Here is a 14,848-nt window from a genome sequence, read left to right as displayed (position 1 = left end):
TGATACAGACACTAACGAAAGAAGGCGGCTCCGGAGTCCCGGAACCGCCGTCGTTCGCTGTAAGCGTTACTTGTCTTGTTCACCCTCGGCAGAATCGCCTGCTGCAGGCTCTTCCTCGTCCGCGGGACTACCGAAAAGCTCTGCGGTGTCCACGGTCGCGCCAGCCGTGTCGGTCACGTTGACACGGTCGACAACCGAGGCCAAAGCCTTGCCGCGACGTACGTCGGCGAAGATGGCGCCGAGCTGATTTGCCTGCTGCACCTGCTGGATGAACTCCTCAGGCGAGATGCCGTAGCGCTGCGCCTGGAAGATGATTCGCTCGGTGAGCTCGTCCTGACCGACCTGAGTCTGTTCTGCTTCGGCAATCGCATCGAGGAGCAACTGCGTGCGCACCGACTTCTCGGCGGCTTCCTTGACGTCCTTGTCGAACTCTTCACGGCTCGAGCCCTGTGCCTCCAACATCTCGGCAAGCTTGGCTTCGTCGTGGTCGAGTCCGTGGATGGCCTCGTGGAGCTGGGAGTCGACTTCAGCCTTGACGACGGCTTCCGGAGCCGGGATCTCGAGGGTCTCGAGAAGCGTCTCCAGCACCTTGTCGCGGATCTGGCCGGCCTGCTCGACCTTCTTCACTCGTTCTACTCGAGTCTTCAGGTCGGCAATCAGCTCTTCGAGGGTGTCGAACTCGCTGGCGAGCTGTGCGAACTCGTCGTCGGCCTCCGGAAGTTCGCGCTCCTTGACGGAGACGACCTTGACGGAGACAACTGCTTCCTTGCCGGCGAATTCGCCTGCAACGAGCGTGGAAGTGAAATCCTTGGACTCGTCTACCGAGACTCCGACGATGGCATCGTCCAAGCCTTCGATGAGCTGGCCCGAACCGACCTCGTGGGACAAGCCGCTGGCCGAAGCCTCTTCGACGGTTTCACCGTCGACTGTGGCCGAGAGGTCGATGGAGACGAAGTCTCCGGACTGCACGGGACGAGTCACACCGGTCAACGTGCCGAAGCGCTGGCGCAGCGACAACAGCTGCTCATCTACCGCTTCGTCAGTGATTTCGAGGGGATCGACCGTGATATCGATGGTCGAGTAGTCCGGCAAGGCGATCTCGGGACGGATGTCGACCTCGGCGGTGAAAGTGAGCTGTTCGCCGTCTTCGATCTTGGTGATCTCGATATCGGGCTGTCCGATGACCTTGATGTTCTCCGCGGAGACGGCTTCGGAGTAGCGAGTGGGAAGGGCGTCGTTGACGACCTGCTCCAACACTGCCCCTCGTCCGACGCGAGCTTCGAGCAGCTTCGCGGGAGCCTTGCCCGGGCGGAACCCCGGCAGGCGGATCTGCTGAGCGAGAGCCTTGTAGGCGCGGTCGAAATCAGGCTTGAGCTCCTCGAAGGGCACCTCAACGTTGATACGGACTCGCGTCGGGCTGAGCTGCTCGACGGTGCTCTTCACGGGACATGCTCCTTTTGGTGGTCTTACCTTGCTGTCTGGATCATCGTCTGCCTGGATCACCGTATGTCTGGTCCACCGACTAGCGGGCGACCCGGCGGTGATTCCTTGATCGAAGCCGGATCCGCACTGGATCCGGCTTCTCTTGTCGGGGTGACAGGAATTGAACCTGCGACCCTCCGCTCCCAAAGCGGATGCGCTACCAAGCTGCGCCACACCCCGTCTACCGAACAAACCTACAGGCACCATTGAACAGCAATTGCATGGACCTTGGAACAGCAGGTGCAGGATCCATTGAACAGTATGCACTATTCGGGGTCGTCGACGGGCCACCGTTACTGCGTCCACAGGTAGCCGATCCAGCCAATTTGTAATCTCGAACCGAGGTTCGGTAGAGTCTCATAACGCAAGCGGCGCAGATGGCGATCCCATCGAGCCGCTCGCATGCCGATGTAGCTCAATGGTAGAGCCCCTGTCTTCCAAACAGGCTACGCGAGTTCGATTCTCGTCATCGGCTCCAGCAAAAAGCCCGGTCCTGATCTTCATGGACCGGGCTTTTTTGTGTCTATATCCTGCGCAATCCCCTTCAGATCCGTATTCCGTCGTACAGCGCCTGCGCCACAGCACGATCGCCGACGATGTCGAGGCCGTCCAACGGTCGCCGACGCCAGAGAGTGAGCATCAGGTTCTGCGCAGAACCACGCAGCGCCACATCACCTTTCCGGTGTTGGCGACACACTGCGACCTCGTCTCCGGTGAAATCGAGGAACAACTCGGCATCGGTACCGTCGTCGGTGTGTAAATGGACTGTTCGTCCCGCCACGGCAGGAACCTTCTCGATGGGAAACCTCGTAAGAAACTGCTCGGCCCACTCGACTATGGCGTCCGCAGCACCGACCGGGTCGGCCGCTTCGGGTTCTGGGCCCCCGCACTCGTGAATCGCATCCTGGGCATCGAATCTATGCACGGTCACCTCGTGCAGTTGCCTCCTGATCCAGTAGTCCGCCGAAGCGACCCCGGCCCACGACGCAACCTCCTGTGCTGGATCGACTGCCCGATACGCCGCGAGCATGCACGCGGCGGACTCTCGATAGTCATCGAGAACTTGCGGTCCACGCTCCGGCTTGGCAACGGCTCCAACAACTTTCGCCATTCCTTCGGATGCAGGCGTTTCGAGTGCAGCAACCGCCATGCGGTGTACGAAGCTGACATGGCGGATCAGCTTCTCCACGGTCCAACCGGGCATCGACAGAATCGGCAACGCAAGGTCGTCATGGGTCAGCGACGCCATGCGCCCGCACTCACGGGTCAGAAGTTCGAACTGCGGGGCTGAAGTCATAGCGGCGATTCTCCCTGGCACAGGGCACTTTCGCGCGGGTATCCGCCACATAGCCGGCACTCGTCCGATTTGCCCGGACGACGAAGGTGGCGATCGAGGTGGTTTCTAACTCGCCTGACAGACCGGGCACCAGAACAGGTTTCTCGCCTGCATCACCGAATGGAGGATCTCGGTCCCACAAACACGGCACGGACGCCCAGATTGGCGATAGACGTACGAGCGCGGCCTTCTCGCGTCGTATCCGACGTCGCCGTGGTCGTCTTCCGGCCGGATGGTGATGATCTTCCCGCGTCGGACACCGATGTTCATCAGGTCGACGAGGTCGAGCCACAGCGCGTCCCATTCGGAATGGTCGAGGTCCTTGCCTGGACGCATCGGATTGATCTCGTGGCGAAAAAGAATCTCGGCACGATAGACATTGCCCACTCCCGCCAGGACCTTCTGATCCATGAGCAGGGTGCCGATAGGTGTGCGCGACTTCGAAATTCGTGCCCACGCACGTTCGGGGTCGGCGTCTTTTCGGATGGGGTCCGGTCCGAGCCGCGCCTTGAGGGCGTCGACTTGCTGCTCGGTGTATATCTCGCACGCGGTCGGGCCCCGGAGGTCTGTTCCGTACTGCTCCCCCACCATCCGTAAGCGCACGGCCCCGACCGGGTCATCCAGCGGCACGGCCTGTTCGGTGAACTTCCCGTACAGGCCGAGATGAATGTGCACGATCAAGTCGGAGTCGTATCGGTGAAGAAGGTGTTTGCCCCACGCCTCGGCCTTGCGGAGAACAAGGCCGTCGATCAGCGCGGCGCCCGAGGTGAACCGTCCCTGAGGACTGCACACCTCGACCGGCGCCCCGCCGAACCGTCGTTGATGCAACCGAGCCAGTCGGTGCAGCGTGTGCCCTTCGGGCACAGTTACGCAGGCTTCACATCGGCGCCGAGGGCTTCGCCCCCTGGTACCGCCGGAGCTACACCGCTGCGCTCGTACTCGGACAAGATGTCGATGCGGCGCTGGTGACGTTCTTCACCGGAGAACGGTGTCGCAAGGAAAGCGTCGACGATTGCCAGGGCCTCGGGAAGTGTGTGCATGCGCCCACCAATACCGATGAGCTGCGCATCGTTGTGCTCGCGCGCCAGTTTCGCGGTCTCGACGCTCCACGCCAATGCGCATCGTGCGCCCGGCACCTTGTTGGCTGCGATCTGCTCCCCGTTACCCGAACCGCCGAGGACAAGACCGCGGCTCCCCGGGTCGGCGACTACGCGGCGAGCGGCGTCGATACAGAACGCCGGGTAGTCGTCCACGGCGTCGTATTCGAACGCACCGCAATCGACGGGATCGTGCCCGCTCGCGGTGAGATGTTCGATGATCTGATTCTTGAACTCGAGACCGGCATGGTCTGCCCCCAGGTATACGCGCATGCCTAGAGTCTGACAGGTGGGAGTGAGCGCTGGAAAAACGGTTGCCGGAGTGGACGGAGCCAAGGGTGAATGGGTTGTCGCGATTTTCGACGGCGCTGTCGTCACCTGGAGTGTCGCGGGCAGCGTCGATGCTGTGCTCGACTCGACTGCCGGATGCTCGGTGGTCGCGGTGGATATGCCGCTGTCGATGCCGGAAGAGTCGTATCGGATCAGTGAGCTCGCGGCGAAAGCATTTCTGGGCCCGGCGCGGTCGTCGATTTTCTACACGCCGGTATCAGAGGTGCTCGACGCCGAGGACTACCGCGAGGCATGCGACATCTCGCGTCGGATCACGGGCAAGGCGATCAGTAAGCAGACTTGGCACCTGATGCCCTCGGTGCGGGCGTGGCGGGCAGCAGAGTTCGATCCCGATCGCGTCGTGGAGGTTCATCCCGAATGTTCGTTCCGTGCGATGGCGACGACGACTGATTTCGCGTCGAAGAAGTCCGGACGCGGTGCAGGTCAACGAATGGCGGCACTGTCGACCTGGATCGACCCACACAACCTTGCCGTGGGTCTCGCCGAACTAGCGCCAGGCCCCGCGCTCGACGACGCGTTGGACGCGGCCGCAGCCACGTGGTCGGCGTGGCGATACAGCCGGGGGGTACATCAGGTTTTCGGGGCTGCGACCGGCCCGGATCGCATCGTTTACTGACCCGACCGCGTCCCGGTGCCACTGACGGCCGAGCCGCCAGTGGCCACGTTCGACTAGTCGAACTGAGGATCCTCGTTACGGGTTCTCTTGAGCTCGAAGAAGTGTGGGTACGAAGCAAAGATCACCGAAGCGTCCCACAGCTTGCCTGCCTCTTCGCCGCGCGGAACTCGTGAGAGGACCGGCCCGAAGAATGCGACGCCGTTGACGTGGATGGTGGGCGTGCCGACGTCGGGCCCCACCTTGTCCATTCCAGCGTGATGGCTGGTGCGCAGGTCGTCGTCGTAGTCGGTACTGTCCGCCGCAGTAGCCAACTCCGCAGGCAGTCCGAGCTCCGCGAGGGACTGCTCGATGACCTCGGGGAAGTTCTTGTTGCCCTCGTTGTGAATCCGTGTGCCCATCGCGGTGTAGAGAGGCAAGAGAATCTGATCGCCCTCGGCGCGAGCGGCAGCAATAGCAACGCGAACAGGGGCCCATGCCGTCTTCATCATCTCGACGTAATCGTCGGGCAGATCCCTGCCCTCGTTAAGGACGGCCAAGCTCATCACGTGGAAATTGGCGTCGATATCGCGGACTTTCTGGACCTCGAGGATCCACCGTGAGGTGATCCAGCACCACGGGCACAGTGGGTCGAACCAGAAATCCGCGGTGTCCTTCTGAGCACTATCGGTCACGTGACGCTCCCTCGTATTTTCGATTCACGAATTGCCTACGGTCAAACCGCGGCGGCCTGCCACGAATTCCGCCGAAGTCTGCACCAGCATGCCGGACCCTCGGCGTGATGGGATGGTGGCACTACTCATTCCTACTCGAGAAGGTGTCAATTCTGTGGTTGCTCCCAACCTGACTCGCGACCAAGCTGCCGAACGCTCCACCGTGGTCGGCAGTTCCGCGTATTCGATAGTGCTGGATCTGACCGACGGGTCGGGCAATCCCAGCGAGAAGACGTTTCTGTCGACCACGACCATCACCTTCACCGCCACGGCGGGTGCCTCGACCTTCGTCGACATCGTGGCAGACCGGATAAGGTCGGCGACGCTCAATGGATCGGCACTCGATGTCACCGGTTACGACGAGGAGACCGGAATTGCGTTGACGGATCTCGCCGAGAAAAATGTGTTGGTTCTCGAAGCCGACTGTGTCTATTCGCACACCGGCGAAGGATTGCACCGGTTCGTCGACCCTTCCGACGGTTCGATCTACCTGTATTCGCAATTCGAGACAGCGGACGCCAAACGAATGTTCGCGTGCTTCGATCAGCCGGACTTGAAAGCCACCTTCGATCTCGAGGTCACTGCTCCCGAGAGTTGGAAGGTCATCTCCAACGCTCCGCACGCATCGGAACCTTCTGCGGGCAAGCACTCGTTCGAGACGACGCCGCTGTTGAGCACGTATCTCGTCGCCCTGATCGCCGGGCCGTACGCCGAGTGGACCGACACCTACAGCGATGAGCACGGCACCATTCCACTCGGTCTCTACTGCCGTGCGTCGCTTGCGGAGCACCTGGACGTCGAGCGACTGTTCACCGAGACCAAGCAGGGTTTCGGCTTCTATCACGCGAACTTCGGCACTCCGTATGCGTTCGGCAAGTACGACCAGCTGTTCGTCCCGGAATTCAACGCCGGCGCGATGGAGAACGCAGGTGCGGTGACATTCCTGGAGGACTACGTCTTCCGTTCCAAGGTCACGCGCTACTCCTATGAGCGTCGCTCGGAGACGATCCTGCACGAGATGGCTCACATGTGGTTCGGCGACCTCGTGACCATGACGTGGTGGGATGACCTTTGGCTCAACGAATCCTTCGCGACCTTCGCATCGGTGTTGTGCCAGACCGAGGCGACCGAGTACACGAATGCATGGACGACGTTCGCCAACGTCGAGAAGGCGTGGGCGTACCGCCAGGACCAGTTGCCGTCCACACATCCGATCGCAGCGGATATCCCCGACCTCGCCGCGGTCGAGGTCAATTTCGACGGCATCACCTACGCCAAGGGCGCAAGCGTCCTCAAGCAGCTGGTTGCCTACGTGGGCAAGGAGGAATTTCTCGCCGGTCTCCGCAGCTACTTCGTCGACCACGCATTCGCAAACGCCACGTTCGCCGACCTTCTGGCTGCGCTCGAGAAATCCTCGGGCCGAGACTTGTCGGACTGGGGCAACCAGTGGCTGCGTACCACCGGACTGAACACGCTGAGCCCCGACTTCGACGTCGATGACGACGGCAATTTCACTCGATTCGCAGTCGTGCAGAGCGGTGCCGCTCCCGGTGCCGGCGAGCGCCGAATCCACCGCATCGCGGTAGGGATCTACGACGACGTCGACGGAAAGCTGGTCCGAACCGACCGCGTCGAGCTCGATTTGGATGCGGCCGAACGCACCGATGTCCCGAGCCTGATCGGCGTGTCACGGGGCAAGATCGTTCTCGTCAACGACGACGACCTCACGTACTGCTCGGTGCGACTCGATTCCGATTCCTTGGCGACACTGATCGCGCGCATCGGCGATATCTCCGAACCACTCCCCCGGACCTTGGCGTGGTCGGCAGCGTGGGAGATGACACGCTCGGCCGAACTGAAGGCTCGCGACTTCTTCGCACTCGTCCAGCGCGGCATTTCCGCCGAGACCGAGGTCGGCGTCGTGCAGCGGTTGCTGTTGCAAGCCCAGACAGCGATCAACAGCTACGCGGACCCAGCGTGGGCGAAGGAACATGGTCAGCCGGAATTCGCCGACTTGGTACTCGAACTCGCCCGCGCTGCTGACGCCGGTTCCGATCACCAGCTGGCGTTCGTCAACTCACTGACGGGTTCTTCGCTGTCCGAGCGCCACGTCGTTCTCGTGCAGGCACTTCTCGACGGCGATGTGAGCGGGCAAGGGCTCGATGGCCTGGACATCGACACCGACCTCCGCTGGCGCCTGATTTTTGCTCTGGCCGCCGCTGGGGCCATCGACAACAACGGTCTCGAATCCCCGGTCATCGATGCCGAGGCGGCACGTGACAACACCGCAGCGGGCGCCCGATCAGCCGCTGCAGCCCGCACTGTTCGGCCCGACAGCGCAGTCAAAGAACAGGCATGGGCAACAGTTGTCGACGATGACTCGGTCCCGAACATCACCGCGCGCTCGATCATCGGCGGTTTCGCCGGGCCCGATCAGTCGGAATTGCTCGCGCCGTACGTGGACCGCTACTTCGGAGCGATCAGTGATGTGTGGGCACGACGGTCGAGCGAGGTTGCCCAGACGGTGGTCATCGGGCTGTACCCGTCGTGGTCGATCAGTGCCGAATCTGTCGCGGCAGCGGATCGATTCTTGGGCGGGGACCTGCCACCTGCCCTCCACCGGTTGGTGATCGAGGGACGCGCAGGGATCGTGCGTTCACTCGCCGCGCGGGAGTTCGACGCCCAGTAGTGAGGCTCTGACAACGAACAAATGTGCCGTTCGATCGAATGATTCGATCGAACGGCACATTTGCTTGGAGGCGGAAAAGTCGAGCCGGCCTGCTCGATACTTACGGACTGACGATGGCTGCACTCATGACACGTACCGAGCTGACGAGTCCGTCGATGAGGTTGCCTTCGCGAAAGGGGCCGATCGCTGCGGTGATCCCGAGCTGTGCGACCCGATCGGTGGCGCGATCCGATACGCGACGACCGGTACGGATCTCGATGGCCTTGCGGATGGGATCGACTGCGATGAGCAGTGACCGAACAGCATCGGGGGTCCTTGGGAACACTGCGTCCGCGCCTGCGGCCACATCCTCACCCAGGTCTCCGATGTAGATGTTGAAGCGGATCTGGGTTGCGCGAGTGGCCTCGGTCAGCGCGTCGTCGATTGCGACGAGGTCCTGCGTTGTGAAGGGAAGCTGGTTCGGGTTCGGGTCACCGAAATGGTGGACCGCAGAAATGCGGCCGCTGGACGTCCGTGCCGAACCGTAGGGCAGGTTCTCGACACTGCCATCCGTGACAGCGACATCCGTACGAGTCAATTCACCACTTGCCACTTGCCGAACCTCCGATCGAGTCAGCTGTAGCGACGGCGTGCGAGCCGTGACCGCCGTGTGGCGTCACCTCGTCCGTTGCGCTCCACAGCACTGAGCCATTTACCCACGTGTCGGACAGGCGGTAGGGCGTGATGTCCAAGCCGGGCTGCCTTTTCGCCAGGAAAGACAACGCGCCGACGATTCCGACAATCGCGATCGGAATCACCCCGAATATCAGCAGAGTCTCCAGAATGCTCACAGGACAAGACGGTAGTCGACTTTTCCCTGCAGGTCGACGCCGGGTTCCATCGGTGTCGAGAGTCAGGCCGCGCCCTCGCCCAAGTAGGCGAGCCACGCCGGGTCGAGTTCCTTGTTTCCTGCCAACAATCGCCAGTGCGGCCCCTTGGGCGGAACGAGTTGCGCTCGGAGTGTCCACCCCAGCTCACCGAGCATTTTGTCGGCCTTGCGGTGGTTGCACGGCGCGCAGCACGCGACGCAATTCTCCCAGGAGTGTTCTCCCCCGCGGCTGCGAGGAATCACGTGGTCGACGGTCTCGGCCTTGGCTCCGCAATACGCGCATCGGAAGCGATCACGATGCATCAGCGCGGCCCGCGTCATCGGCACGCGGGCTCGATACGGCACTCGGACATATGTCCGTAGGCGGATGACGGAGGGCACCTGCACAGAAAAATCGGCAGATCTGATGAACGGTCCAGTTGGATCGTCATGGATGACGTCTGCTTTGTCACAGACGAGAAGAACCACGGCTCGGCGCATCGGCAGCGCGGTGAGCGGCTCGAATGTGGCATTGAGAAGGAGAACTCGGCGCTTGACCCAGGCGGGAAGGCTGTCCTCGCCCACATCTCTTTCTTCGGATGGAACCAACTGCAATTCAGGCGCCCCGGATGCCCGTTCCCGCTGGTCTGCGGGGTGGTGGTCATCGCTGGGCTGGAGTTGTCGGTGACGATGTTGCTTCTTCTTCATGTGTGTTCTCCAGGGAGAGTCAGCGCCCGCGCATGGCTTGCGTGGAACACGAGAGACAGTGGAACACGAATCGAGCGGCATGGACACCCCTTTTGGCCACGAACAACGTGGCCTCGAGGTGAATTTCGAGGGGAGTCGGAGCCTGTTCGCTGCACGGTGGCGAGATCTCACAACGTCCGTAGACTCTTCGGGTGTCTGTAATCAATTCTCTTCCACGCCCTGACATCGCAGCGTCCGCGATCGACTTGCGAGCAGTCGAATTGACCGAGACAAGCCGCGATTGGCTGATGCACAGGCCCCTGCAGGTCCTCGGATATCTGGTGCTCGCCATCGTGCTTCGGATCGTGCTGCACAAGCTGATCGATCGGTTCACTCACCGCACCGCCAGCGAATCGGGCAGGGGCCCGTTGCTGCTACGTCCGCTGCGAGAGAGGGCTCCGAACACGCTCAAGAGTTCGATTCTGGCCGAGCGCCGTAGGCAACGAGCCAAGACGATCGGGTCGGTTCTCAAGTCCGGCGTGTCCGTCGTCATTCTGGCGTGGTTCGTTCTGTCGGCGCTCGACGTTATCGGCATCAACGTCACACCGTTCATAGCCTCGGCGGGAATCGTCGGAGTTGCCCTCGGCTTCGGCGCGCAGAACCTGGTCCGAGACTTTCTGTCGGGAATCTTCATGCTCCTCGAAGATCAGTACGGTGTCGGTGACATCGTCGATCTCGGTGAAGCGACCGGAACCGTCGAGAGTGTCGGACTGCGTGTGACCACCGTCCGCGATATCAACGGCACCGTCTGGTACTGCCGAAACGGTGAGGTCCTGCGGGTGGGGAACATGAGTCAAGGTTTCGCGGTCGCTGTCCTCGACCTCCCCGTCGCGCACACTGCGAACTTGACCGAGGCGTGCGCAGTCGCCGAAAGGGCGACGCTGGCCGTCGTTGCATCCGGTGATTTCGAGGACGACTTGCTCGGTGCGCCCGAGATGCTCGGGGTGAACGCGGTGAGCGCGGACACGGTGACCATTCGAATCACCGTCAAAACCCGTCCCGGTCGTCAGTGGGCGGTTCAACGGCGAGTCCATCGAGAAATCCTGCAGGCATTCGACGACGCGGGCGTGAAAGCCCCGTACCCACAAGGGCGGCAGGGCGGCATGCAGTCCGACATGACCGTATAGAGATACTGGTGACCTAGGCCCGCACACCGTATGAGTAGAGAAAGAGCAACCATGACCGAACCGCAGCAGACGTTCTACGACGCTGTCGGCGGCGCGGCGACGTTCGAAACACTCGTCGCCGTGTTCTATGACGAGGTGTCGCGCGACGAGATCGTCCGGCCGCTGTACCCGGAAGAGGATCTCGGCCCGGCCGAGCGCCGAATGCGTATGTTTCTCGAGCAGTACTGGGGCGGCCCTCGCACCTATTCGGACGAGCGTGGCCATCCACGGCTACGCATGCGGCACGCGGGGTTCAAGATAGGTCCGATCGAGCGCGATGCTTGGTTGCGGTGCATGCACATTGCCATTGCTTCGATCGACTCCAGCATTCTCGATGACCCGCACCGAACACAGTTGGTGGACTACATGGAGATGGCGGCGAACTCCATGGTCAACTCGGCACTCTGAGCCGGTCACAGGCCTCGTGGGATCGGAGCGCTTTTCCCGCGTCCGAGCCCCGAGACCTTGCGCAGTGCCCCGCGGAGGTTGCGTGCCAAGTCGAGTGCGCGGGAGACCGAAGCAGGCAGATTACTGCGCAGAATCGCGTGCTTTCGGACGTAGTCCGTTACATGCCACTCCGACCACGTACCCGCGCGGAACAGTGCCGCGTCCCCGGCAACGAGCGTCCGTGGTGGAGAGCCTTCCGCAGAGACTGTGACCGATCCGTCCATGATGTGCACGATCTCATCGACGTGAAAGTACCAATTGAATCGGCCGGCAGTGCAATCCCAGACATTGAAGGTGGTGGTCCCATCGAGTGTGCGGGTCCACTCCGCGGACCGCGCGACGGGCTCGCCGTGAAGGATCCATTCCGGGTTGATCGGGCTGGCGTTCAACTGAACTTCACTCAAACGCACGGCCTCGATAGCCAGTTCGGTCATTACGGGGAGATCTCCTTCATTGCGGCTGGGTGGAAAGATACCGCACATTTCGGACAACTGGACTGTTTGAGCACGAAAACCGGGCTTCCGGTCTGCGATATCGCGCCAATCGCACTCCCTGGGTCGAGACGAGTGGGTTTCGTTTGGCACACTTGCCAGTTGTGAACGATCCGACGCTCCACGCGCCCGAAGAAACCTGGTGGAAGGACGCGATCTTCTACCAGATCTACCCGCGATCGTTCGCCGACTCCAACGGTGATGGAGTGGGTGACCTCGGTGGCATCAGGGAAAAACTCGGGTACCTGGAACTGTTGGGTGTCGACGCGTTGTGGCTAAGCCCGGTCATGCGTTCCCCGATGGCCGACCACGGTTACGACGTCTCCGATCCACGAGATATCGATCCCCTGTTCGGCGACTTGGCCGTCATGGACGCGCTCATCGAAGAAGCACACGTTCGCGATATCAAGGTCACGATGGATGTGGTGCCGAATCACACCAGCGATCAGCATCCCTGGTTCATCGCAGCCCTCGAGTCCACGCCGGGAAGCCCTGAACGTGCTCGCTACATCTTTCGCGACGGTAAAGGGGACGGCTCCGAGCCGCCGAACAACTGGCCCAGCATCTTCGGCGGTTCGGCGTGGACTCGCGTCACCGATTCGGATGGGCGTCCGGAGCAGTGGTACCTCCACATCTTCGCACCCGAGCAACCGGACCTGAACTGGACGAATCCTGAAGTGGCCGAGGATCTGGCGAAGACGCTGCGGTTCTGGCTCGATAGAGGTGTCGACGGTTTCCGCATCGATGTCGCGCACGGCATGGCCAAGCCCGCCGAATTGCACGACATGAACCTCGAGTTGAACACCCTGATGAAGAACGACGACGACGATCCTCGATTCAACAACGAGGGTGTCCACGAGATTCACCGCGGCATCCGCAAAGTGATGGACGAATACCCGAACAAGGTCACCATCGGGGAAATCTGGGTCCAGGACAACGAACGGTTCGGCGACTACCTCCGACCGGACGAACTGCATCTCGGATTCAATTTCCGCTTGGCCGAGGCCGATTTCGATGCCGCCACAATTCGCGATGCCGTCACCAACTCGCTCGCCGCAGTCGCGCGAGTCGACGGAACACCTACGTGGACACTGTCCAATCACGACATCGAGCGCGAAGTGACCCGCTACGGCGGCGGAACCCGAGGAACAGGGCGGGCACGGGCGATGCTGCTCCTGGAGTTGGCACTCCCCGGAACGGTATTCGTCTACAACGGATCCGAACTCGGATTACCGAACGCCGTCCTACCGGACGATGTCCTTCAAGATCCGGTCTGGGAACGCTCCGGGCATGCCGAACGAGGCCGCGACGGTTGCCGCGTGCCGTTGCCCTGGGAGTCCCCGGCGCCCCCGTTCGGCTTCAGCACCTCCCCGAACACATGGCTACCCATTCCACCCGATTGGGCGCCGTTGACCGTCGAGGAACAGTTGGAAGACGTCGATTCGATGCTCAACTTCTATCGGACAGCATTCGAGCTTCGTGCGCTGCGACCCGAATTCGCTGGAAGCGGAGTCGATTGGTACGGAAGCCCTCCCGGCTGCCTGGCGTTCCGCCGGCAAGGAGGACTCATCTGCGCCCTCAATGCGACCGATGCAGCCATTCCACTTCCACCTGGTGAGCTGCTGATGTCGAGCGCGCCGCTCGTCGACGGACAGCTCCCCGCCGATGCCGCTGCATGGCTCGTCTGACGGCACACACAGCGGGCTGATTCGGTAGAGGCTAACGTTCGACGCTGAGGGACAACGGATCCCCGCGTCTACAGAAGACCGATCCGTAGCGTGCATCGAGCCGCAACCACACCTTGGTGGCCCGCACCCGCACCAACTCGTCGGCGTCGATACTGGTGAGGTCGACGTCGGCCGTCAACGGGTCCACACCCGAGTGGGGAACGAAACCCATTGCGGTAAGAGCGAACACCGTGCGCATAGCGATCGACACGTCATCGCCTGGTCCGTCGACGTGCAGCACTTCCTGATCCAGGAGTGATACCGGTGGGCCGTGGCTACTCCCGTGCTCCTTGGCCAGGGCTGCACCCCGCTGAGCAAGATCGATCAGGACGCGTGCCGGGACGTCGTCCACATGGTGAAAACCGCTGTCCGGGGGAAGCGCACCTCGCCAGGCCGAGTCCATCGAGAATCCAGGATCCACCACGCCGTCGGATGCCGATTGCAAGGTCGCCACGAGTTGATCGGCAGCGGCCGAGGTGTCGTCGGGCACGATCGTTCCCGTGATGACCCGCACCGCGAGTGCCTCGAATCCGGTTGCCGTCCAAACCGATACACGGCCGTCGGCACGGGTTCTCATACGAACGACAGCAGCCTCGTCGAGCCGGACTGCCTTCTCCAGGAAGGCCACGAGGTTCTTGCGTTCGACGGGATCAGGAATGGTGAGGACACGCTCAAACACGTTGCCAGCTTTCCAGATACGTCCGCTCTTCGGCTGTGAATCTCCGCAGCCCCTGAGTATTCATGTCGAACGCCGCTATTTGCGTCGACGCAACGATCGCGGCGGGTGTATCGAGAGACTTACCCTTCGCCCGAACCTCGTAACCTGCAACGAAATCCACCGCTCGGACCTTGTCCACCCACATGAACACGTCCAGCGGACCGTCCTCGTGACGTAGTTGACCCCGGTATCGAACATGCAAGTCCGCAATGACGGCACCGTGACGCAGGTTCGCCGTAGGTTTACCGTCGACCAGCAGCCACGGAATACGTGCCTCCTCGAGGAGCGTCACCATGCGGGCATGGTTGATGTGTTGGTAGGCATCCATATCCGACCAACGAACCTCGACGCTGGTGTGGAACCCGATTCGTTGCTTAGGTTCCAGTTCGTTCGACAAATGATTCTTGGGCACAGTCAAGTCGGT

Annotated in this window: 16 protein-coding genes and 2 tRNA genes; 6 read left to right on the top strand and 12 right to left on the bottom strand. The window is 61.8% G+C overall.

From position 1 onward, the window contains the following. Positions 1–66 precede the first annotated feature (66 nt). Entirely contained in the window at positions 67–1,443 is a 1,377-nt protein-coding gene (gene tig / locus H2510_RS09925) for a trigger factor (RefSeq protein WP_186628201.1), read from the bottom strand. A 145-nt stretch (positions 1,444–1,588) separates the two neighbouring features. After that, positions 1,589–1,662: transfer RNA gene (locus H2510_RS09920), tRNA-Pro, on the bottom strand. A gap of 224 nt (positions 1,663–1,886) precedes the next feature. On the opposite strand from H2510_RS09920, the gene H2510_RS09915 reads away from it, so the two are divergent. Further along, positions 1,887–1,960, top strand: a tRNA-Gly gene (locus tag H2510_RS09915). Between the two features lie 66 nt (positions 1,961–2,026). Here H2510_RS09915 and H2510_RS09910 read toward each other — a convergent pair. From H2510_RS09910 to H2510_RS09900, 3 genes are all read right to left on the bottom strand, one after another. Beyond that, positions 2,027–2,779: a maleylpyruvate isomerase N-terminal domain-containing protein gene (locus H2510_RS09910; RefSeq protein WP_186628200.1), complete on the bottom strand. Its 753-nt coding sequence runs from the start codon at positions 2,777–2,779 to the stop codon at positions 2,027–2,029. Positions 2,780–2,884: 105 nt separating this feature from the next. After that, on the bottom strand, positions 2,885–3,682 hold the full coding sequence (locus H2510_RS09905) for an Fpg/Nei family DNA glycosylase (RefSeq protein ID WP_186628199.1): 798 nt from the start codon (positions 3,680–3,682) through the stop codon (positions 2,885–2,887). 2 nt (positions 3,683–3,684) lie between these two features. Continuing rightward, entirely contained in the window at positions 3,685–4,188 is a 504-nt protein-coding gene (locus H2510_RS09900; protein WP_186628198.1) for a ribose-5-phosphate isomerase, read from the bottom strand. A gap of 22 nt (positions 4,189–4,210) precedes the next feature. Here H2510_RS09900 and H2510_RS09895 point away from each other — a divergent pair, with 22 nt between their 5' ends. Next, positions 4,211–4,882 (top strand): DUF429 domain-containing protein, encoded by a 672-nt coding sequence (locus tag H2510_RS09895; protein ID WP_186628197.1) that lies wholly within the window; start codon positions 4,211–4,213, stop codon positions 4,880–4,882. 53 nt (positions 4,883–4,935) lie between these two features. Here H2510_RS09895 and H2510_RS09890 read toward each other — a convergent pair whose 3' ends face one another. Further along, positions 4,936–5,553 (bottom strand): DsbA family protein, encoded by a 618-nt coding sequence (locus H2510_RS09890; RefSeq protein WP_186628196.1) that lies wholly within the window; start codon positions 5,551–5,553, stop codon positions 4,936–4,938. A gap of 154 nt (positions 5,554–5,707) precedes the next feature. Between H2510_RS09890 and pepN the strand changes: the two genes are divergently transcribed. Continuing rightward, complete coding sequence (gene pepN, locus H2510_RS09885; protein ID WP_186628195.1) at positions 5,708–8,281, top strand: aminopeptidase N; 2,574 nt, start codon at positions 5,708–5,710, stop codon at positions 8,279–8,281. Between the two features lie 100 nt (positions 8,282–8,381). On the opposite strand, the gene H2510_RS09880 is transcribed toward pepN, so the two are convergent. The 3 genes from H2510_RS09880 to H2510_RS09870 all read right to left on the bottom strand — a co-directional run bounded on the left by H2510_RS09880 (position 8,382) and on the right by H2510_RS09870 (position 9,836). Continuing rightward, on the bottom strand, positions 8,382–8,873 hold the full coding sequence (locus H2510_RS09880; RefSeq protein WP_186628194.1) for a DUF5130 family protein: 492 nt from the start codon (positions 8,871–8,873) through the stop codon (positions 8,382–8,384). Then, positions 8,860–9,111, bottom strand: a complete 252-nt coding sequence (locus tag H2510_RS09875) for a hypothetical protein (protein WP_088944734.1) — start codon at positions 9,109–9,111, stop codon at positions 8,860–8,862. Before H2510_RS09875 ends, H2510_RS09880 begins: the two co-directional genes overlap by 14 nt. A 62-nt stretch (positions 9,112–9,173) precedes the next feature. Next, complete coding sequence (locus H2510_RS09870; protein WP_186628193.1) at positions 9,174–9,836, bottom strand: HNH endonuclease; 663 nt, start codon at positions 9,834–9,836, stop codon at positions 9,174–9,176. Positions 9,837–10,123: 287 nt separating this feature from the next. On the opposite strand from H2510_RS09870, the gene H2510_RS09865 reads away from it, so the two are divergent. Both H2510_RS09865 and H2510_RS09860 read left to right on the top strand, forming a co-directional pair. Next, positions 10,124–11,002, top strand: coding sequence for a mechanosensitive ion channel family protein (locus H2510_RS09865; protein WP_186628469.1), 879 nt, complete (start codon positions 10,124–10,126; stop codon positions 11,000–11,002). A 51-nt stretch (positions 11,003–11,053) separates the two neighbouring features. Next, a complete protein-coding gene (locus H2510_RS09860; RefSeq protein WP_136171816.1) occupies positions 11,054–11,449 on the top strand; it encodes a globin in 396 nt (131 codons plus the stop codon). 5 nt (positions 11,450–11,454) lie between these two features. On the opposite strand, the gene H2510_RS09855 is transcribed toward H2510_RS09860, so the two are convergent. After that, the gene (locus tag H2510_RS09855) at positions 11,455–11,922 is read right to left on the bottom strand and encodes a cupin domain-containing protein (protein WP_186628192.1); all 468 of its coding nucleotides are present in this window, start codon (positions 11,920–11,922) and stop codon (positions 11,455–11,457) included. Between the two features lie 161 nt (positions 11,923–12,083). Between H2510_RS09855 and H2510_RS09850 the strand changes: the two genes are divergently transcribed. Beyond that, positions 12,084–13,667, top strand: a complete 1,584-nt coding sequence (locus tag H2510_RS09850) for an alpha-amylase family glycosyl hydrolase (RefSeq protein ID WP_186628191.1) — start codon at positions 12,084–12,086, stop codon at positions 13,665–13,667. Between the two features lie 31 nt (positions 13,668–13,698). Here H2510_RS09850 and H2510_RS09845 read toward each other — a convergent pair whose 3' ends face one another. Both H2510_RS09845 and H2510_RS09840 read right to left on the bottom strand, forming a co-directional pair. Beyond that, entirely contained in the window at positions 13,699–14,385 is a 687-nt protein-coding gene (locus tag H2510_RS09845; protein ID WP_186628190.1) for a hypothetical protein, read from the bottom strand. Then, positions 14,378–14,842 carry a thioesterase family protein gene (locus H2510_RS09840; RefSeq protein WP_261392847.1) on the bottom strand — a complete coding sequence of 155 codons (465 nt, stop codon included), beginning with the start codon at positions 14,840–14,842 and terminating at the stop codon, positions 14,378–14,380. The genes H2510_RS09845 and H2510_RS09840 overlap by 8 nt, the downstream gene beginning before the upstream one ends. Between the last annotated feature and the right edge of the window lie 6 nt (positions 14,843–14,848).

Source organism: Rhodococcus sp. BP22 (assembly GCF_014281965.1).
Classification (GTDB): Bacteria; Actinomycetota; Actinomycetes; order Mycobacteriales; family Mycobacteriaceae; genus Rhodococcoides.
Note: the sequence above shows the minus strand (reverse complement) of the source record. Positions and strands in the feature narration are given on the sequence as shown.